The organism is Streptomyces ambofaciens ATCC 23877 (genome assembly GCF_001267885.1).
Taxonomy (GTDB): domain Bacteria; phylum Actinomycetota; class Actinomycetes; order Streptomycetales; family Streptomycetaceae; genus Streptomyces; species Streptomyces ambofaciens.
Genome location: NZ_CP012382.1, coordinates 916,334 through 934,902, shown reverse-complemented (window position 1 = coordinate 934,902; position 18,569 = coordinate 916,334). Strand labels below are relative to the sequence as shown.

23 protein-coding genes are annotated in these 18,569 nt (G+C 73.0%); 11 read left to right on the top strand and 12 right to left on the bottom strand.

Going from position 1 to position 18,569, the window contains the following annotated elements:
- Position 1 precedes the first annotated feature (1 nt).
- Positions 2 to 844, bottom strand: a complete 843-nt coding sequence (locus SAM23877_RS04240; protein ID WP_053127084.1) for an MBL fold metallo-hydrolase — start codon at positions 842 to 844, stop codon at positions 2 to 4.
- A 469-nt stretch (positions 845 to 1,313) separates the two neighbouring features.
- On the bottom strand, positions 1,314 to 1,772 hold the full coding sequence (locus SAM23877_RS04235) for a pyridoxamine 5'-phosphate oxidase family protein (protein ID WP_053127082.1): 459 nt from the start codon (positions 1,770 to 1,772) through the stop codon (positions 1,314 to 1,316).
- A gap of 135 nt (positions 1,773 to 1,907) precedes the next feature.
- On the opposite strand from SAM23877_RS04235, the gene SAM23877_RS04230 reads away from it, so the two are divergent.
- Together SAM23877_RS04230 and SAM23877_RS04225 are read left to right on the top strand one after the other, a co-directional pair.
- Positions 1,908 to 2,303: a VOC family protein gene (locus SAM23877_RS04230; protein WP_053127080.1), complete on the top strand. Its 396-nt coding sequence runs from the start codon at positions 1,908 to 1,910 to the stop codon at positions 2,301 to 2,303.
- Positions 2,304 to 2,347: 44 nt separating this feature from the next.
- Positions 2,348 to 3,427, top strand: coding sequence for an adenosine deaminase (locus SAM23877_RS04225; protein ID WP_053127078.1), 1,080 nt, complete (start codon positions 2,348 to 2,350; stop codon positions 3,425 to 3,427).
- Here SAM23877_RS04225 and SAM23877_RS04220 read toward each other — a convergent pair.
- Both SAM23877_RS04220 and SAM23877_RS04215 read right to left on the bottom strand, forming a co-directional pair.
- A complete protein-coding gene (locus SAM23877_RS04220) occupies positions 3,409 to 3,924 on the bottom strand; it encodes a mycothiol transferase (protein WP_053127076.1) in 516 nt (171 codons plus the stop codon). The genes SAM23877_RS04225 and SAM23877_RS04220 overlap by 19 nt on opposite strands.
- A 25-nt stretch (positions 3,925 to 3,949) precedes the next feature.
- The gene (locus tag SAM23877_RS04215; RefSeq protein ID WP_053127074.1) at positions 3,950 to 4,834 is read right to left on the bottom strand and encodes a LysR substrate-binding domain-containing protein; all 885 of its coding nucleotides are present in this window, start codon (positions 4,832 to 4,834) and stop codon (positions 3,950 to 3,952) included.
- A 128-nt stretch (positions 4,835 to 4,962) separates the two neighbouring features.
- Between SAM23877_RS04215 and mgrA the strand changes: the two genes are divergently transcribed.
- Positions 4,963 to 5,955, top strand: a complete 993-nt coding sequence (mgrA, locus tag SAM23877_RS04210) for an L-glyceraldehyde 3-phosphate reductase (protein ID WP_053127072.1) — start codon at positions 4,963 to 4,965, stop codon at positions 5,953 to 5,955.
- A 5-nt stretch (positions 5,956 to 5,960) separates the two neighbouring features.
- Here the strand turns inward: mgrA and SAM23877_RS04205 are convergent, their stop codons facing one another.
- Both SAM23877_RS04205 and SAM23877_RS04200 read right to left on the bottom strand, forming a co-directional pair.
- A complete protein-coding gene (locus SAM23877_RS04205) occupies positions 5,961 to 6,239 on the bottom strand; it encodes a DUF1905 domain-containing protein (RefSeq protein ID WP_079030633.1) in 279 nt (92 codons plus the stop codon).
- An 89-nt stretch (positions 6,240 to 6,328) separates the two neighbouring features.
- Positions 6,329 to 6,709: a nuclear transport factor 2 family protein gene (locus SAM23877_RS04200; protein ID WP_053127068.1), complete on the bottom strand. Its 381-nt coding sequence runs from the start codon at positions 6,707 to 6,709 to the stop codon at positions 6,329 to 6,331.
- Positions 6,710 to 7,087: 378 nt separating this feature from the next.
- Between SAM23877_RS04200 and SAM23877_RS04195 the strand changes: the two genes are divergently transcribed.
- Positions 7,088 to 7,498, top strand: a complete 411-nt coding sequence (locus SAM23877_RS04195) for a hypothetical protein (RefSeq protein WP_053127066.1) — start codon at positions 7,088 to 7,090, stop codon at positions 7,496 to 7,498.
- A 23-nt stretch (positions 7,499 to 7,521) separates the two neighbouring features.
- Here SAM23877_RS04195 and SAM23877_RS04190 read toward each other — a convergent pair whose 3' ends face one another.
- Positions 7,522 to 8,847 (bottom strand): streptophobe family protein, encoded by a 1,326-nt coding sequence (locus tag SAM23877_RS04190; RefSeq protein ID WP_053127064.1) that lies wholly within the window; start codon positions 8,845 to 8,847, stop codon positions 7,522 to 7,524.
- A 297-nt stretch (positions 8,848 to 9,144) separates the two neighbouring features.
- On the opposite strand from SAM23877_RS04190, the gene SAM23877_RS04185 reads away from it, so the two are divergent.
- The gene (locus SAM23877_RS04185; protein ID WP_053127062.1) at positions 9,145 to 10,257 is read left to right on the top strand and encodes an ABC transporter substrate-binding protein; all 1,113 of its coding nucleotides are present in this window, start codon (positions 9,145 to 9,147) and stop codon (positions 10,255 to 10,257) included.
- Positions 10,258 to 10,329: 72 nt separating this feature from the next.
- Here the strand turns inward: SAM23877_RS04185 and SAM23877_RS04180 are convergent, their stop codons facing one another.
- Both SAM23877_RS04180 and SAM23877_RS04175 read right to left on the bottom strand, forming a co-directional pair.
- Positions 10,330 to 10,743 carry a PRC-barrel domain-containing protein gene (locus SAM23877_RS04180; protein WP_053127059.1) on the bottom strand — a complete coding sequence of 138 codons (414 nt, stop codon included), beginning with the start codon at positions 10,741 to 10,743 and terminating at the stop codon, positions 10,330 to 10,332.
- Positions 10,740 to 11,321, bottom strand: coding sequence for a PRC-barrel domain-containing protein (locus SAM23877_RS04175; RefSeq protein WP_053127057.1), 582 nt, complete (start codon positions 11,319 to 11,321; stop codon positions 10,740 to 10,742). The genes SAM23877_RS04180 and SAM23877_RS04175 overlap by 4 nt, the downstream gene beginning before the upstream one ends.
- Before the next feature lie 145 nt (positions 11,322 to 11,466).
- On the opposite strand from SAM23877_RS04175, the gene SAM23877_RS04170 reads away from it, so the two are divergent.
- Positions 11,467 to 11,922 (top strand): ATP-binding protein, encoded by a 456-nt coding sequence (locus SAM23877_RS04170; RefSeq protein WP_053127055.1) that lies wholly within the window; start codon positions 11,467 to 11,469, stop codon positions 11,920 to 11,922.
- A gap of 90 nt (positions 11,923 to 12,012) precedes the next feature.
- Here the strand turns inward: SAM23877_RS04170 and SAM23877_RS04165 are convergent, their stop codons facing one another.
- On the bottom strand, positions 12,013 to 12,900 hold the full coding sequence (locus SAM23877_RS04165; RefSeq protein WP_053127053.1) for an RNA polymerase sigma factor SigF: 888 nt from the start codon (positions 12,898 to 12,900) through the stop codon (positions 12,013 to 12,015).
- A gap of 244 nt (positions 12,901 to 13,144) precedes the next feature.
- On the opposite strand from SAM23877_RS04165, the gene SAM23877_RS04160 reads away from it, so the two are divergent.
- The gene (locus tag SAM23877_RS04160; RefSeq protein ID WP_053127051.1) at positions 13,145 to 13,537 is read left to right on the top strand and encodes a helix-turn-helix domain-containing protein; all 393 of its coding nucleotides are present in this window, start codon (positions 13,145 to 13,147) and stop codon (positions 13,535 to 13,537) included.
- A gap of 42 nt (positions 13,538 to 13,579) precedes the next feature.
- On the opposite strand, the gene SAM23877_RS04155 is transcribed toward SAM23877_RS04160, so the two are convergent.
- Positions 13,580 to 14,182: a ClpP family protease gene (locus tag SAM23877_RS04155; RefSeq protein ID WP_053127050.1), complete on the bottom strand. Its 603-nt coding sequence runs from the start codon at positions 14,180 to 14,182 to the stop codon at positions 13,580 to 13,582.
- Position 14,183: 1 nt separating this feature from the next.
- On the bottom strand, positions 14,184 to 14,837 hold the full coding sequence (locus SAM23877_RS04150; RefSeq protein ID WP_053127048.1) for an ATP-dependent Clp protease proteolytic subunit: 654 nt from the start codon (positions 14,835 to 14,837) through the stop codon (positions 14,184 to 14,186).
- A 223-nt stretch (positions 14,838 to 15,060) separates the two neighbouring features.
- Between SAM23877_RS04150 and SAM23877_RS04145 the strand changes: the two genes are divergently transcribed.
- The 4 genes from SAM23877_RS04145 (at position 15,061) to SAM23877_RS04130 (ending at position 18,560) form a co-directional block, all read left to right on the top strand.
- On the top strand, positions 15,061 to 15,543 hold the full coding sequence (locus tag SAM23877_RS04145; protein WP_053142153.1) for a VOC family protein: 483 nt from the start codon (positions 15,061 to 15,063) through the stop codon (positions 15,541 to 15,543).
- Between the two features lie 101 nt (positions 15,544 to 15,644).
- Complete coding sequence (locus SAM23877_RS04140; protein WP_053127046.1) at positions 15,645 to 16,442, top strand: VOC family protein; 798 nt, start codon at positions 15,645 to 15,647, stop codon at positions 16,440 to 16,442.
- A gap of 31 nt (positions 16,443 to 16,473) precedes the next feature.
- Positions 16,474 to 17,172, top strand: coding sequence for a ribonuclease H family protein (locus SAM23877_RS04135; protein ID WP_053127044.1), 699 nt, complete (start codon positions 16,474 to 16,476; stop codon positions 17,170 to 17,172).
- 170 nt (positions 17,173 to 17,342) lie between these two features.
- Positions 17,343 to 18,560, top strand: a complete 1,218-nt coding sequence (locus tag SAM23877_RS04130) for an FAD-dependent monooxygenase (RefSeq protein WP_053127043.1) — start codon at positions 17,343 to 17,345, stop codon at positions 18,558 to 18,560.
- Positions 18,561 to 18,569: the final 9 nt, after the last annotated feature.

The window sequence follows — 18,569 nt, the reverse complement described above, 5'->3', positions numbered from 1 at the left end:
CTCAGAGGACGACGGGCGGCCCGCCTCCCGGCCGCAGAACGGCACGCTGCCCGTGACGGCAGTGCACGACGCGGTCCGCCAGACCCGCCCGGTCGGCCTCGGCGAGGAAGTCGTCGATCGGCGAGCGGAAGACGGTGTAGTCGCCGTAGTGCACCGGCAGGATCAGCCGCGCGCGCACGAGCCGGGCGAGCTTCGCGCCCTGGCGTCCGTCCATCGTCACGACGAAGCCGCCCGGCAGGGTCGTGCCGCCCAGATGCAGCACCGCCAGGTCCGGGCCGGGGAAGCGGCGCGCGATCTCTTCGAGACCGTCGAAGGGCAGGGTGTCCCCGGAGACGTACAGACGGTGCCGCGGTGGCTCGTCGGCGGGCCCGAACTCCAGCAGGCTGCCCATCACGGGCGGCAGCAGACGGCGCAGGACCGGGTGGCCCGCGTGCCGACCCGGCAGGGCCGTGACCCGGACCTGGGTCTCCCCACGGCGCACCGTCTCCTCCTGCCAGGTACGCAGTCCCACGGCCCGGTGGAAGCCGTGCACGCCCTGCAGGCGCCGGGAGGCGTGCGGAGTGGTGACGATCGGCAACGACCGGGACAGGTGCCGCCGTGCGCGCCTGTCCCAGTGGTCGCCGTGCAGATGGGAGAGGACCACCGCGTCCAGGCTCGGCAGGTCCGCGGGGTCCAGCGCGGGTTCGGTCAGACGCCGGCTCACCAGCCCGTAGCCGAGGTGAGCACGCTGGCCCCGGTGCAGGAAGTTCGGATCGGTCAGCAGGCTGAGGTCGCGGTACTGGAGGAGCAGGGTCGCGTTGCCGACGAAGTGGAGGCGGAGGCTGTCGTCGAGGGACGGGTCCATGGAGGGGTTCCTGTCCGGAGGCGGTCGCGGTCGCTCGGGCCCGGGTCGGCGGGCTCGCGGATGGAGGTCGGAGTACCCGTCTCGTGGCCGCCCACCCACCGGCCGGGCCGCACGGTCGCCGGGGACCGCCCTGGCACGGCGCGGGTGGCGTGCGGGCCCCTGCTCGGAGCGGCAGGGGCGAGGCCCGGCCGGTCCGGTGGGGTGCCGCGCGGTCACGGCGCCGAAGCGAGCCGGGCCCGCACCGGGATGCACGTACGGGCCCGGGGCGCCCGCCGGGCCCGTACCGGGGTGCCCGCCGGGCCCGTACCGGGGTGCCCGCCGGGCCCGTACCGGGGTGCCCGCTCGGGCCCGTACCGGGACAGGTGCCCGTCGGGCCTGTACCGGGACGCCCGTCGGGCCCGTACCGGAACGCGCCCCCGGCCCCGTACCGGAACGCGCCCCGGCCCCCTACCGGAACGCGCGCCCCGGGCTACGCGGTCCAGGCCCCGTCCCGCATGATGTGCCGGCCCTTCAGCTCGTGCTCCTCGTGCCAGGCCTGCACCGCGAGCGGACGCACCCGGTAGCAGGCGTACGGCGCCTGGTCCTCGCGCGGGTCCCAGCCGGTCTTGGCGAGGAACGCCGCGGCCGCGGCCGGGGGCACCTCGCCCGCGCCGAACGTCTCCGCCTCGCCGTCGATCAGGACGACGTCACGGGTGTGTCCGAGCGCCAGCCTGGCCCGGCCGCCGTCCCTCAGGTTGCGACCGGTCGGATTCGTGGGGCGGGTCCACAGCCAGACCGACTCCTCGTGCCACACGAACCAGAGCGGGACCATGCACGGCAGACCGCCGGCGTCCGCCGTGGCCACCCAGATGTCCATCTCCCGTGCCAGTCGGTCCAGTACGTCCTGCCTGCGTCGCGCGGGCCCGCGCGGTGGTGCGGTGCTCTCCATGATCGTGACGCTAGTGGGCGGACGGCGCCCGCGCCTCGGGCCCGGGACGTAGGACCGGAGACCGGTCCGAGACTGGCGCAGCGATGGGTTTTACGTATAACCTCTCCCGTCAATCGCCCCTCCCGAAAGGCTCCGATGAGACGCGTCGCCCTGGTCACCCTCGTCGTCGACGACTACGACGAGGCGATCCGCTTCTACACCGAGGCCCTCGGTTTCCACCTCGCCGAGGACGCGCCCCGGCCCGACGGCTCCCGCTGGGTCGTCGTGGAGCCCGGCACGGAGGGCGGTGGCACCGCGCTGCTGCTGGCCCGGGCCAAGGGTGAGGCCCAGCGGGCCAGGGTCGGCGACCAGACGGGAGGACGTGTCGGCTTCTTCCTGCACACCGACGACTTCGCCCGCGACCACGCCCGCATGACCGCCGCGGGCGTGACCTTCCTGGAGGCTCCCCGGCACGAGCCCTACGGCTCGGTCGCCGTCTTCCAGGACCTGTACGGCAACCGCTGGGACCTGCTCCAGCCGTCCGCCTCCTGACCCCTCCCGAACTTCCGCACCGACCCGCCGAGGAACCGCCACACATGTCATCTACGCGCATAGACACCGAGACCCTCCGCCGCCTCCCCAAGGCGGTGCTGCACGACCACCTCGACGGCGGCCTGCGCCCCGCCACGGTCGTGGAGCTGGCGGCGAGCGTCGGCCACACCCTGCCCACCACCGACCCCGACGAGCTGGCCGCCTGGTACTTCGAGGCCGCCAACTCCGGGGACCTGGTGCGCTACATCGCCACCTTCGAGCACACCCTCGCCGTGATGCAGAACCGCGAGGGGCTGCTGCGCACGGCCGAGGAGTACGTCCTCGACCTCGCCGCCGACGGGGTCGTCTACGGCGAGGTCCGCTACGCCCCCGAGCTCATGCTGAAGGGCGGCCTCACCCTCGCCGAGGTCGTCGAGACCGTTCAGGAGGGGCTGGCCGGCGGCATGGCCAAGGCTGCCGCCGCGGGTACGCCGGTCCGCGTCGGCACCCTGCTGTGCGGGATGCGGATGTTCGACCGCACCCGCGAGACGGCCGACCTCGCGGTCGCCTTCCGGGACGCGGGCGTCGTCGGCTTCGACATCGCGGGCGCCGAGGACGGCTTCCCGCCCGCCGACCACCTGGACGCCTTCGAGCACCTGCGCCGCGAGAGCGTGCCCTTCACCATCCACGCCGGCGAGGCGCACGGGCTGCCCAGCATCCACCAGGCGCTCCAGGTGTGCGGCGCCCAGCGCATCGGCCACGGCGTGCGCATCACCGACGACATCCCCGACCTCGCGGCCGGCAAGCTGGGCCGCCTCGCGGGCTGGATCCGCGACCGCCGGATCGCCCTGGAGATGTGCCCGACCTCCAACCTCCAGACCGGCGCCGCCACCTCGATCGCCGAGCACCCCATCACGGCGCTCAAGGACCTCGGCTTCCGCGTCACCCTCAACACCGACAACCGTCTCGTGTCGGGCACGACGATGACCCGTGAGATGTCCCTGCTGGTCGAGCAGGCGGGCTGGACGGCCGAGGACCTGCGCACGGTCACGGTGAACGCGGTGAAGAGCGCGTTCATCCCGTTCGACGAGCGCAGGGCCCTGATCGAGGACGTCGTCCTGCCGGGTTACGCCGCGGCGCTCTGAACCAGCCCGCGCACATAGGCGGCCTGTCCGACGTGCTGGAGATCGTCGGACAGGACGCTGACCAGGCGGGCGCCCAACGTGACCGGCGGGTCCCAGTTCTCGTCCACGATCCGCTCCAGGTCCTTGGCGGCCAGCGAGCGCAGGGCTCCGAGCGTCTGCTCGTGCACGGCGTCGTAGTAGCCGGTCAGCAGCTCCGCGGAGTCGACCCGCACCTTGGCGACCTGCGCCGGGCTGTGCCCGTACCCGGTGTCGTGGGAGGGCAGCCCGAGGCCGAAGCGCTTGTGCCACTCTCCGGTGAGCCACACCTGGTCGAGCCCGAAGGCGTCCGCCACATGGTCGTCCTGGACGCGGGTGAGGTGCCAGACGAGCCAGGCGAGGGAGTTGGCGCCGTCGGCGGGCCGTGCGTTCAGGCCGTCGGGGTCCAGGCCCTCGACGGCGGCGTGGACTTCTTCCTGGATGCGGCCGTAGCCCTCGATGAGGATGTCCTTCGCATGCATGCGTCCACCATCGCGCAGTCCGCCCTCACCCGCTCCCCGTTCCGAGCAGTCCCATGAGCGCCCGCGCCGCCGGACTGGTGGCCTGCGCGGGCGGCAGCAGCGCGATGGTCTCGTACGCCGTCTCGGCGCTGTCCTTCAGGGGCAGCGAGGTGAGCGAGGCCCGCTTGTGCCGGAAGTGCCGCGGCACGACCGCGATGCCGAGGTCCTCGTCGAGCAGGTCCAGCAGGCCGTGCACGTCGTTCACCTCCAGGGCGACGGTCCGCCGCACGCCCGCCGCGGCGAAGGCGGCGTCCGTGACGCGGCGCGGGCCCCAGTCCGGGTGGAAGTCGACGAAGACCTCGTCGGCCAGGTCGTGCGGTGACCGCACCGCGTCGGCCGTGGCGAGGCGGTGACCGGGGTGGCACAGGACGGTCATCGGCTCGCCGGCCAGCGACACCGACCGCAACTGGTCGGTGTCGTCCTGCGTCCGGTAGGCGAAGGCCAGGTCGAGCCGCCCGGCCGCGACCTCCTCCGCCAGCTCGCCCGAGCCCGCCTGCCGCAGCCGGATCTCCACGTCCGGGTGCCGGTGCCGGAACGCCGCCAGCAGTCCCGCCACCGGCACTCCGGCGATGCACTGCTCGGCCCCCAGCGACAGCGTGCCGCGCAGGACGCCCTGCACCGCGGCGACCGCCTCGTGCGCCGAGCGGACCTGTGCCAGGATGCGCTCCGCCTCGCCCAGCAGCGCCCGTCCGGCCTCCGTCAGCGTCACGCTGCGCGTCGTGCGCACGAACAGCGGCGCCCGCAGCTCGCGCTCCAGGGCCCGGATGGACGCCGAGAGGCCGGACTGGGAGACCAGCAGCCGTTCCGCCGCGCGGGTGAAGTGCTGGTCCTCGGCGACCGCCACGAAGTGCTGGAGATGACGCAGTTCCATGATTGAGAAGCGTAACCGCACAATCCCATCGGATTCTTCTGTTGGACCACTGTCCGCAGGTCACGGCAGAGTGGGACGCGGTTCCGCCCAAGCCCCGTACCCCGGGTGCCAACCCCTCTGGAGTCGCGTTGTACACCGCACACCCCGACCGCTACGCGGACATGCCCTACCGGCGCACCGGACGCAGCGGCCTGAAGCTCCCCGCGCTCTCGCTCGGCCTGTGGCACAACTTCGGCCCGGACCGTCCCGTGGAGACCCAGCGCGCCATCCTGCGCCGCGCCTTCGACCTCGGTGTCACCCACTTCGACCTCGCCAACAACTACGGCCCGCCGCCCGGCTCCGCCGAGTCCGCCCTCGGCGAGGCGCTGAAGGCCGACTTCGCGCCGTACCGCGACGAGCTCGTCATCTCCACCAAGGCCGGCTACCTGATGTGGCCGGGCCCGTACGGCGAGTGGGGCTCGCGCAAGTACGTGCTGTCCTCCCTCGACCAGAGCCTGTCCCGGATGGGTCTGGACCACGTCGACATCTTCTACTCGCACCGCCCCGACCCGGAGACTCCCCTGGAGGAGACGATGGGCGCCCTGCACACCGCGGTGCAGCAGGGCAAGGCGCTGTACGTCGGCGTCTCCAACTACTCGCCCGAGCAGACCCGCGAGGCCGCGCGCATCCTCGCCGAGCTGGGCACCCCGCTGCTGATCCACCAGCCGCGCTACTCCATGCTCGACCGCCGCCCCGAGACCAGCGGCCTCCTGGACACCCTCGACGAGCTCCAGGTCGGCTCCATCGCCTACTCCCCGCTGGAACAGGGCCTGCTGACCGGCCGCTACCTCGACGGCATCCCGGAGGACTCGCGCGCCGCGAGCGACAGCCCCTTCCTGAACTCCGACGCGCTCACCGGGGAACTGGTCGGCAAGCTGCGTGAGCTGAACGAGATCGCCCGGTCCCGCGGCCAGTCGCTCGCCCAGCTGGCCCTGGCCTGGGTCCTGCGCGAGGGCCGGGTGACGTCCGCGCTGGTGGGCGCGAGCAGCCCGCGGCAGCTGGAGGACAGCGTGTCGGCCATCGGGAACCTCGCCTTCGGCGCCGACGAGCTGGCCCGGATCGACAAGATCGTCACGCGGTAGCGCACTCAGCCGAGCCGTTCCTCCAGCCGGACCCTGACCGTGTCGCCCTCCTCCTTGCCGAGGGCCCGGCGGAGGGCGGCCTTCACCGGCAGCTTGTGCGTGCCGTCGCCCAGCGCCATGAAGGAGCCGCGGAACGCGTGTCCGTCGAGGGTGCCGCGGACCTTCACCAGTCCACGCGTGCCGAAGAACTCGGCGGACTTCGGCCAGACCAGATAGGTCCAGCCACCCTTGTTCGCGCTCTTGCGCAGCGTGGCGGTGAACTCCTCGTCGAGATCCCGGCTCATGGTCGTCACGGCGTAGCCCCCAGGGGTGTCGGTGGTCCTTTCCCGGTAGACCCCCGGGAGCGGCGGAACTCATCGCCGGCCGCGGACCGTCACGCCCCGGCGGGCACCCGGTCCAGGAAGCCGAACACGGCCCGGATGCGTCCCTCACCGTCCAGCGTGACCACGTCGGACCCGGCCACGGGCGCCGAGCCGTCGGCCTCGCTCACCAGCTCCCAGGAGAAGCGCGCCGTGTCGTGGTGCCCGTCGACGGAGCCCGACAGGCGGAAGACGAAGCCGGGGAACTGCTCGTGCGCCGCCGCGATCACGGCCGCGATCTGCTCGTGGCCGCGGACGTCGGCCAGGGGATCGGTGTAGCTGCCGTCATTGGTCCAGGCCGCGGCGACCGCCTTGGCCAGGGCGTGCGGCCCGGCGTTCCAGGCCTCGAAGTAGCGGGTGACGGCGTCCTCGAAACGGCGGGTGGGTGCGGACATGGCGATCGACCTCCATCGAGACGGTGTGCGCTGGTCAGGGGCCGGGTGCCGGTCGCGGCGACCCGATGACGCCACCATGCCCGCGGCCGACGCCGCCGTCGATTACCCCGGGGGTCATACCCGCGCCGCCCGAGGGCGGTGGGAGCGGCGTGCGCCGGGCCCGTGGAGGCGGAAAGGTCCTGCGCTGTGTTTCGGCCACCAACGACCGTGAATATGCCAGGAGACTGGCCGGAAATTCATGGTGACAGTGGTTCAGCACTGAACATACTCACCTCTAGGGCGTCTCACACCACGCGACAGCGTCCTCACGCACCGCACACGAGTCACGCGGACGCCGGCCCGACCGGCCGGCGGGCCGGGCGACGGGGGAGGGGAGCAGTGCACGACGAGTTCCTGTGCCATGTCACCGCCTACGGCGTCTGCGGCGGCCGGCGCATCGGTGTACCGCTCGGCACCTACCGGGCCCCCACCCTCGCCCTCGCCCTGTGGTGGCTGCGCGACCGTGCGTCCTGGATCGCCGAACGGCTCGACCCGCAGCCCGACACCCCCCACTTACCGCGCGGCGCCCTGACTCCCGTCGCCGACGACGCACCCGACGTTTCGCGCGTGCTGCGCACCTGGTGCGCCGACGACGTCCAACAGGAGCTGGTCGCCGACGAGTTGGCGGCAGGGCGCCTGGTGCGCATCGCCACCAGTGACGACACCACCGAGTACGAGCTCATGGCCGAGTCCGTGGACGCGCTGCGCATGCAGCGGGCCTCCCCGCCCCTGGTCGTCCCCGTCGCCTGAGCCGGAACCGGCATCTTCCGGCCTCATCCCCGGGGCCGGGCCCCGTCCCCGTCGGCCCGCCGGGCCGCCCATCGCGCGAGCAACGCCCCGAGGAACCCGGTGACCAGCCCCCACAGCAGGGCGAGACCGACCGCGCTGCGCAGCCGAGGCCGCAGGAACACCTCCCCCTCGAGCCCGCCGGCCAGGTCGCCGATGCCGAGCACCGACAGACCGTAGTGCGCGGAGATCCGCCCGACCAGGGTGATCATGAGGACCGTGAGGGCCAGCGCCACGGCCATGTGCAGGGCGTGCACCCAGGCCGGTGTCCCGGCCGGAGAGCGGGACGCCAGCACGAACCCGGCCGCCAGGAGCAGGACCGCCGCGGCGACCAGGAGCCACCACCACCGCCCGTCGCGCTCGGCGAGCGTCCCCAGGTTCAGGGTCGACACGTCGGGGGTGCGCAGCACCTCGTCGAGGACGTGCGGCATCGGCAGCCCGAACGGCCCCTCCACGCGTCCCTCCCAGGTGGCGCCGAGTCCGATCGTCAGCGCCGGCCACGCCAGGTTCGGCAGGCCGAGCAGCAGTACCGCGAACGTGTCCGCCGGGTGCCCCCGCGTCCCGGCGACGACCAGCCCGACGACACCGCCGACGACGACGTACGCGAGCAGCAACGCGGTCATCGCGTACGCCGTCGGACGCACCGAGGGCACGTGGCGCAGCAGCCGTCCGGGCAGCGGCGCCCCGCGCGGGACCAGCAGGGCCAGCAGGAGCACGCCCGCCAGCCACAGCAGCCCGAAGAGGACGGTCAAGGGCACGTTCGTGGTGAAGCCGACCGTCGGCGTGACGCCGAAGAGGTCGCCGAGGTCGCTCAGCACCCCCTCCCCGAGGGACACCTCGAAGGTCTGCCGCGCGGAGAAGGCCAGCCCGAGCAGGGCGAGCAGCCACAGGACGGCGATCCGGCAGGCCCAGCCGGCCCAGCCGGCCCAGCCGGCCCAGCCGGCCCAGCCGGCCGACTCGGCCGGTCCGGCGACGGCCCGGCGACGCAGCGGCCGCAGAAACCCCCGCGCGACCACCAGCGCCCCGGTCAGGGTGACGGACAGCGGCAGCACCGTCAGTCCGGCATCGGTGTCCGCGAACCCCCCTGCGTCACCGGACAGCTCCAGGGACCCGCCCACGGCGGTGACGACGGTGGCCGTGACGACCCGGGGAAAGGCGTTGTCGGGCAGGTCCGCGGCGCCGGCCGCCCACAGTCCGAGCGCGGCCACGGCCCCCATGGCGACCAGCCCGGCCAGCACCACCCCCAGGGCCTGGAGCCAGCCGTGCGTGGCAACTGCCGAACCGGGGGGACCGGAGGGGGTTCGCGAACTCACGCTGCCACGCTAAGCAGCGGCCGCCGCTCCCGCCCGCCGACACGACCGTCCGCGCCGGGCCCGCACCCGCGCCGGGCCCGCACCCGCGGCGGCGTCGCGGCGGAGCCGGACGGCACGGCGTGCGAGGAGAACGGCGTGCGAGGAGAACGGCGTGCGAGGAGAACGGCGCGCGGGGAGACGGCGCGCGGGGAGACGGCGTGCGATTAATCGCTTGCCCCACGGCGACGGCGGTGGATGCAATGAGGCCGATCGACCCGACGAACGGCGACCGGATCGCCACGGGGGAGGGACCGGCACATGCGGACACCATCGGCGTCGCCCCCGGCGGACCGGGCCGAGAGGCCACGCGTGCGGATCGGCGCTCTCGTTCCACTGAGCCGGCCGGGCTGGGCCGAGGCGGGCCGCCACCTGCTCGCCGGGCTGGAACTGGGCGTGCGGGAGGCCGACGACTCCGGCGGGATCGCCGGAGTGCCGCTGGAACTGGTGGTCCGGGACACCGCGGCCGACCCGCGCAGGGCCGCCGCGGTCGTGGACGAGTTGGCGCGTCTGGGCGTGGCGGCCCTGGCGGGGGAGTACCACAGCGTCGTCGCCCGCGCCGCCGCCGCGCGGGCCGACGCCCTCGGCCTGCCGTTCCTGTGCTCCTCCGCGGTGCTGGACGCGCTCACCGAACGGCCGACGCCATGGGTGGCACGCCTCGCCCCGGCGCAGTCCCACGGCTGGCGCACCTACGCGGACTTCCTCCTCGGCGCCGGCCACCGCCGGATCGCCGTGGCGGCCGAACCGAGCGTCTACTGGGCGTCCGGGGCGCGCATCCTGCGGGACCACCTCGCGCCCCGCGGCGGCACCGTCATCGACCTCGACGCGCGTACGCTCGACCCCGCTGCCGTGTGCGACGCGGTCGTCGACGGCCGCGCCACGGCTCTCCTGCTGCTGGTCGGCCACCCGGAGCCCGCGGTGTCCCTCGTCAGGTCCGTGCGCCGCGACCGGCGTCTCGCCGAGGTCATGATCGGCGCTCCGGCCGGGCAACCGGAGTTCGCCGAGTGGGCCGCGTCGCTGGGCCGCGACGGCGCCGCGGTCCCGTTCCTGCGCTACCTGCCCGAGCGCCTCGGTCCCCTGGGTGCGCGCGTCGCGACCGCCCTGCGCGAGCGGCTGGGCGAAGAGCCCTCCTTCGTCGCCTTCGAGGGCTACGACACCGTCGCGGTCCTCGCCGAAGTACTGCGTACCCGCGGCACGGACCGGTCGGGCACCGCCGGAGCCTGGCCGCGCGTCGCGGTCGAAGGCACCCGTGGGCCGATCCGGTTCTCCCGTGCACCCGGCGTCAGCGTGTGGCAATGGGCCTGGGCGCCGACCCAGGTCGTCGACCGCGACCCGGCGGAACCCGGCCGCTTCCGGGTCCTTCACACCGGTTGAGAGCACCGGGGGGAGCACGAAGAGCGCGGAAGGGATGGCGAACGGCACCTCTCCGCGTCCCTCCGAGCGGTCTCAGCCCGCCCGGACGACGAGGGCGTGGTCGCCCAGCCCGATCAGGCGGTCGGGAGCCACCTCGCCCCGCGTGGTGAAGACCGCGAGGACCCGGCCCGTCTCCGGGACGAACGCCACGTCGAGCACCGTGCCGTGCCCGCCGCCCGCATCGGTCAGGACCTGACGGCCCAGCAGGTCGTGGCGGTGCGGGGCCCGGTCGGGGACCGCGGCGGGCCGGACCCGGACGGCGCCGGGGCCGATCGCCCGCACCGCGTCCCAGGGCAGCACCGTCTCCTTGCGGAAGAGGCCGCCACGGAGCCGGACATGGCTCACCGCGCCGGATGCGATGTCGACGGTGAGGGACGTCACGGTGCCGAGCGGCCCCGCCCCGGCCGGCACCACCGGCAGCCCCCGCACCTCGGTGAACAGCATCACGGCAGCGCACCCCTGCGCCGGCCGGCGACACCACCGACGACGGCGGTGAGGCCCGGAAGATCGTCGGCGACGTGCCGGACGGCGGCGTGGGGCAGGACCAGGGCCCGGCCGGCCACCGTGAGCGTCTCGCCGCGCGGCACGTACACCCGGCGCCGGTGCCGGCTGGGACCCGGCGCGAACCACCTGCTCGCCGCCACCCGGAAGCCCACGACCCGCCCGCCGGTGCCGCCCTCCACCACGACGTCCAGCACCGTGCCGATCTCGGCACCCGCGTCCGTCACCACGGGAGCCCCCGTCATCCGGGCCCGCAGGGTCTGCTGGGGCGCCTGCACGGCGGCGCTCACCAGCGCCCGCCGGTCGCGGATCATCACCGCGTCATGGCCCAGCGAGTACACGGAGGTCCAGGGCAGACCCTCCTTCAGCGGGCCGGACAGCAGACCGCGCCCGGTCAGGGTGAAACCGGTGATCCGACTCGCGGCGTCGTCGCATACGGTGTCCTTGACATGAGCGACGGCGTCGCCGCCGAGGGTGACCACCGGCCGGGTGGTGAGGCTTCGTGCGGTCATCAGTTCGTTCATCGCACACCCTTCCCGTACCTCCGGGTGCCCCGCGACACTGTGACAATGCCCGCAGTGTGAAGACGCGGGGACTGTGAGGCCGGGCTCGGGGTACGAGGACAGGTGCAGCAGCGTCCGGCCAGTCCGGCTTCCGAGAGAGAAACGCATGACCGAGTTCCTGGACGGGGCAGTGATACCGACTGGTTTCGACGTACCCGTTGACCCGCTGAGGCAGGCGGCGCACTACTCCGGCGAGCCGGGCTGCATCGCGCAGGCCCGTTCCTTCGCCTCGCTCTTCCTGGAGCAGCTGAGGACCGAGTGGTGCGCCACGATCGGGCCCCGGGCCGACGGAGCCGTCCTGCTGGTGGTGAGCGAGCTGATCACCAACGCGGACCGGCACAGCAAGGGCCCGTACATCCTGGAACTGGAGGGCACGGACGCCACCGTCGCGGTGACCGTCTACGACAGCAGCGGCGCGGTGCCCGAGCGCTTTCCGCGTGACCCCGAACGCGTCGGCCGGCACGGACTGGAGATCGTCCACGCCCTGACGGAGTCGGTCGTCGTCGAACACGTACCGGTCGGCAAGCGGGTGCGGGCGACGATTCCCCTCACCGAGGCGTGAATCACCGGGGGGTGAATCACCGAGGCACGGACGTTCTGCCCCACTGCTGAGCGTGGGGCGACCACCGCGTCTACGCTCCTGCCTCCGCCGTCAGGCGCAGCCGAGCTCACCCAGCATGCCCTCGCGCAGCCGGGTGATGATCCGCTTGATCAGCCGCGACACGTGCATCTGCGAGCAGCCGAGCCGCTCGCCGATCTCCGCCTGCGTGGCCTCCTCCACGAACCGCATGTGGATGATCTGCCGGTCGCGCTCACTGAGCTCGGCCATCAGCGGGGCGAGCGAGTGGAAGTCCTCGACGAGCCGCAGCCCGTCCTCCTCGACGCCGATGAAGTCGGCCAGGACCGACTCGCCGCCCTCGGGGCCGTCCCCGGTCAGAGCCGCGTCCAGCGAGGAGGAGTTGTAGCCGTTGGACGCGATCTGGCCCTCGACCACCTCGTTCTCGCTGATGTTCATCAGCGTGGCGAGTTCGGCGACGGTGGGTTCGCGGTCCAGCCGGGAGGAGAGCTCCTCGCGGGCCTTGGCCAGCTCCACCCGCAGTTCCTGCAGGCGTCGCGGCACGTGCACGGCCCAGGTGGTGTCACGGAAGAAGCGCTTGATCTCGCCGACGATGTACGGCAGCGCGAAGGAGGTGAACTCGACCTCGCGCGACAGTTCGAACCGGTCGATGGCCTTGATCAGGCCGATCATGCCGGTCTGGACGACGTCGTCCATGTCGTCCCCGCGCCCGCGGAAGCGGCCGGCGGCGAACCGCACGAGCGACATGTTCATCTCGATCAGGGTGTTGCGCGCGTACTGGTACTCGTGCGTGCCCTCTTCGAGTTCCGTCAGACGCTGGAAGAACTGGCGGGACAGCTGCCGTGCGTCGCGGGGAGCCACGGCGCGAGGGTCCACCACACCCGGCAGTGGTCCGTCACCCGTCCTGCTCCCGGTTGTCTCCCCGACGACCTGTGCTTTCGGCCGGATCACGGCGGTCTCCATTACCTCTCCCACGAAAGTCACGGTTCGACGTCTCTCCCTAGGCTCTTCCCGCTTGCGGATACCCGGGGCGCGGCGACCCATGCCCCCGTCTTTCACGGGTGGCCGAAAAACGGTGCCACGGCGTCGCGGCGTGCTCTGTCACTCCCCAGCGTAGTCCCGTCGACGGTGAGTGGCACCCGGCGATTTCCCTCTGGGCGCAATCGTGGCCCCTTCCGTCGCGCGGCCCGGCTCCTAGGCTGAGGAGGTGACCAGCCATCTGCCGAACGAAGCCCGCGTCATCGCCCTGCGCCCGCAGACCGCGCGTCCAGGAGCCCGCCCCGCCGTCAGAGAGCCCCTGTGGCGCGATCTGGTCGGCGACGTCCTGCGCCGTGAGCGCCTCTCCCAGGAACGCACCCTGAAGGAGGTGGCGGAGACCGCCCGGATCTCGACGCCGTACCTGTCGGAGGTGGAGCGCGGACGCAAGGAGGCGTCGTCCGAGGTGTTGGCCGCCGCGGCGGGCGCCCTCGGACTGGGGCTCGGTGATCTGCTGGCGCGGGCCCAGGGAGAGCTGGTCCGCCTCACCTCACGGCACACCGGCACGAGCCGGCCGCGCGGTACGTCCGCCGCCCGGCGCGACGGGATGTGCCTGGCGGCCTGACCGCCGTACGGGCCGGCGTCCCGCGGACGCCGGCCCGGCCCCTCACACCCGCGCCAGCCGTCGGCCGAGCACCTCGTCGGCCAGCCCGTAGGCCACGGCCTCCTCGGCGGAGAACACCTTGTCGCGGTCCATGTCGGCGCGCAGCGTCGTCACGTCGTGGTGCGTGTGGCGGGCCAGCACCTCCTCGACCTGGGCGCGGATGCGGACCATCTCCTTGGCCTGCAGCGCCAGGTCGGAGACCGTGCCCTGCCGCCCGCCGCTGGCCGGCTGCCCGAGCAGGACCCGCGCGTGCTCCAGCACGAACCGCCGCCCGGGGTCCCCGCCGGCCAGCAGCACCGCCGCCGTGGAGGCCGCCTGCCCGACGCAGAACGTGGAGATCGGCGCCTGCACGAACGTCATCGTGTCGTAGATCGCCATCAGCGACGTGAACGAGCCGCCGGGGGAGTTGATGTAGACCGCGATCTCGCTCTCCGGGGCCGACGACTCCAGATGGAGGAGTTGCGCGATCACGACGTTGGCGACACCGTCGTCGATCTCGGTGCCCAGGAAGATGATCCGCTCCGACAGCAGCCGGCTGAAGACGTCGTAGGAGCGCTCACCCTGCGGAGTCCGCTCGACGACGCTCGGAATCGTGTAGCTCCCCATGTCACAGCCCCATCCGTCGCCTGGTGGCGGCCGGGCGCACGTCCGCGAGGGACTGGACGACCTGGTCCACCATTCCGTACTCCTTGGCCTCCTCGGCCGTGAACCAGCGGTCGCGGTCCCCGTCCCGGGAGATGGTCTCCGGGCTCTGACCGGTGTGCTCGGCCGTGATCCGCTCGATGGTGCGCTTGGTGAACTCCAGGTTGTCGGCCTGGATCTCGATGTCGGCGGTGGTTCCGCCGATGCCCGCCGACGGCTGGTGCATCATGATCCGCGCGTTGGGCAGGGCGTGGCGCTTGCCCGCCGCGCCGACGCTCAGCAGGAACTGCCCCATGCTGGCGGCGAACCCCATGGCGAGCGTCGAGACGTCGTTCGGGATCAGCCGCATCGTGTCGTAGATGGCGAGCCCCGCGTGCACGGAGCCGCCGGGGCTGTTGATGTACAGGCTGATGTCGGTGCGGGGGTCCTCCGCCGAGAGGATCAGCAGCTGGGCGCAGACCCGGTTCGCGGAGACCTCGTCGACCTGGGTGCCCAGCAGCACGATCCGCTGCGTGAGCAGCTGTGCGGCCAGGTGGTCGTCGAAGCGGGTCGCGGGGGTGTCACCCTCCTCCGCCCGGGGCGGGGCGGCCGGGGCGGGGCCGGTGATGAGTGGAGACATCGGCGCTCCTAGTCGAGTCGTCGAGTGAGCCGTACGCGGCCGGAACGCCGCGGTCCCTCCACTCTTGGCCCGCCACGGCCCCGTGCGGGGGTTTCTCTGCCCGCGGCAGATTCGCCACGGGCAGATCGCTCCCGCCGTCGGGACCGGCGGCGCCCCGACCGATGAGTTCTCCGGCCCGCTCCGGTCGACAGTGGTGACCGTGTTCCACGCCCAGGAGGTACTCATGGACACCGACGGATTCACCACGTGTCTCTGGTTCGACGGCCGGGCGGAGGAGGCCGCCCGCTTCTACGTGTCCCTCTTCGAGAACTCCGCCATCGGCGCCGTCACCCACTACCCCGAGGGTGCGCACCAGCCCGCCGGCAACGTGCTCACCGTCGACTTCACGGCCAACGGCCAGAAGTTCGTCGCCCTCAACGGCGGCCCGGAGTTCACGTTCAACGAGGCGATCTCCTTCCAGATCACCTGCCACGACCAGAAAGAGGTCGACCACTACTGGACCGCGCTCACCGAGGGCGGCGGCGAGGAGGGACCCTGCGGCTGGGTCAAGGACAGGTTCGGCGTGTCCTGGCAGGTCGTCCCGGCGCGGCTGGAGGAGATGTTCCGCGACCCGGACCCCACGAAGGTCGCGCGCGCCAACCAGGCCATGATGACGATGCGCAAGCTCGACATCGCCGCGCTGGAGAAGGCGTACGCCGGCGAGTGAGACGGCAGCCGGCGCGCGGCGTCGGGAGGTGGTGACTAGCGTGAGGAGACGGAGCGTCCCTCACCCGGACCATTCACCCCATCGCACGGGAGGCGGCGGTCATGGCCGTGCAACCTGAAGGAGCCCCCTGCTGGGCCGACGCGATGTTCGGCGACCTCGAAGGAGCCAAGCGCTTCTACGGCGCCGTCCTCGGCTGGACCTTCGGCGAGTCGTCGTCGGAGTACGGCGACTACACGCAGTGCTACGCCGACGGCAAGGCGGTCGCGGCCGTGGTGCCGCCCCTGCCCGGCCAGGAGGAACCGGCGCAGTGGTGCCTCTACCTCGCGTCCCCGGACGCCGCGGCGACCGCCGGGCGGATCCGTGAGGCGGGCGGCGAGATCGTGATGGAGCCGATGCGGGTCGACGACTTCGGCACCATGTGCCTGGCGCGCGACCCGGGAGGCGCCGTCTTCGGGATCTGGCAGGGCGGCACCCACGAGGGCTTCGAGACGACGGCCGAGCCCGGCGCGTACTGCTGGGCCGAGGTCTTCACCCGCGAGCCCGGGAAGTCGGACGCCTTCTTCCCCGCCGTCTTCTCCTACACGGCGAAGCAGATGGAGGACGACGGGGTGGACTTCCGCCTCTACGACCTGGGCGATCGCACCGTCCTCGGCCGCATGGCCATGACGGACGACTTCCCGCCCGAGGTGCCGCCCCACATCAACGTCTACTTCACCGTCGCCGACTGCGACGACGCCGTGGCCCGCGCCACCGCGCTCGGCGGCGTCCTGCGGTTCGGGCCGACGGACTCGCCCTTCGGCCGGTACGCCACGCTCGGCGACCCGCAGGGCGCGACCTTCTCGGTGATCGACCTCACGAAGACGCAAGGGGAGATGCCGAAGGCCACGGACGTCTCCTGAACCCCGTCCGGGTGACCCGCCGAGCCATGGCATGATCGGTCGCATGCGTGAACGTGTGGTGGCCGCGTGCGACGGGGCTTCGAAGGGGAACCCGGGTCCGGCCGGCTGGGCCTGGGTGGTCGCCGACGCGGGGGAGGTCCCGGTCCGCTGGGAGGCGGGCCCGCTCGGCCGGGCCACCAACAACGTCGCCGAACTCACGGCACTGGAGCGCCTGCTGGCGTCGACGGACCCGGACGTGCCGCTCGAGGTCCGCATGGACTCGCAGTACGCGATGAAGGCCGTCACCACCTGGCTGCCCGGCTGGAAGCGCAACGGCTGGAAGACGTCCGCCGGAAAGCCGGTCGCCAACCAGGAACTGGTCGTGCGCATCGACGAGCTGCTCGACGGCCGCTCGGTCGAGTTCCGCTACGTGCCCGCCCACCAGGTGGACGGCGACCGCCTCAACGACTTCGCCGACCGCGCCGCCAGCCAGGCCGCCGTCGTCCAGGAGCCGGCGGGCAGTGGCCTCGGCTCCCCGGAGCCGCCGCCCGCACCGGACGCCCCGGCGACGAAGAAGGCACCGCGCAAGGCGGGCGCGACCCGCAAGGGCGGCGGGGCCTCCGCGCGCACCATCAAGGCCAAGTTCCCCGGGCGGTGCCTGTGCGGCCGTTCCTACGCGGCCGGTGAGCCCATCGCCAAGAACGACCAGGGCTGGGGCCACCCCGAGTGCCGCACGGCGGCGGCCGGATAGGGCCGGGCGCCCCGCGCCGGACCGCTCGCACCGGTCACACCCCGCTGCCCCGCCGAACCGCCGGCCGGTCTCCGCGGTGAATCACCGTCGCCCGCCGCCGAGTTGTCCCCGGCGGTGCGGCTCCCTGCTAACGTGCCATGCCATATGACCGTTTTGATGGCATTCCAGGGGTGAGTGTGAAGGTCGCATGCGTCGGTGGCGGACCCGCCGGCCTGTATCTGTCGATCCTGCTGAAGCTGCAGGACCCCTCCCACGACATCACCGTGTACGAGCGCAACCCCGAGGGATCCACCTACGGCTGGGGCGTGACCTACTGGCGCGGACTGCTCGACCGTCTCCACGAACACGACCCCGAGTCCGCGCGCGCCGTCGAGGAGCACTCCGTGCGCTGGCGGGACGGCGTCGCCCACGTGGACGGGGAGAGCGCCCGCCACCGCGGGGACGAGGGCTTCGGCATCGGCCGTCACCGGCTCCTGGAGATCCTCGCCGCCCGCGCCCGGGCCCTCGGCGTACGCCTGGAGTTCGACCTGGAGGTCGACGCCGCCGACCCGCCCCCCGCCGACCTCGTCGTGGCCGCCGACGGAGTGGGCAGCGCCCTGCGCACCCGGCACGCCGGCCACTTCGGCACCGAGGTACGGGCCGGGCGCAACCCCTACGCCTGGCTCGGCACCACCAAGGTCTTCGACGCCTTCACCTTCGCGTTCACCGAGACCGACCACGGCTGGATCTGGGCGTACGGCTACGGCTTCGGCCCCGAGGGCAGCACCTGCGTGGTCGAGTGCGCGCCCGGGACCTGGACCGGCCTGGGGCTGGACGGGGCCGACGAGGCCGAGGCCCTGACCGTGCTGGAGAAGCTCTTCGCCGACGTCCTCGACGGCCACCCGCTCACCGGACGGTCCGCGGCCGGCGCCGGCGGCTCGTGGCAGACCTTCCGCACCCTCACCAACCGCACCTGGCACCGCGACAACCTCGTCCTGCTCGGCGACGCCGCCCACACCACGCACTACTCCATCGGCGCCGGCACCACGCTCGCCCTGGAGGACGCCATGGCCCTGTCCGCCGCACTGCGCGAACGGGCGACCCTCCCCGAGGCCCTCGCCCACTACGAGCGGGAACGCAGGGAAGCCCTGCTGCCGGTGCAGAGCGCGGCCCGGCTCAGCGCGCAGTGGTACGAGAACCTGCCCCGCTACATCGGCCTCCCCCCGGAGCACATGTTCGCGCTGCTCGGCCAGCGCCACTCGCCCCTGCTGCCGTACGTCCCGCCCCGGCTCTACCACCGGCTCGACCGGGCGGCCGGCCGACTGGAGGCACTGCGCCGCCTCAAGCGCTGGCTGGGACCCAGGATCGCGCGGACGGTCCAGGCGCGGAGTCTCGCCGCGCGCGACTAGGCAGGCCGC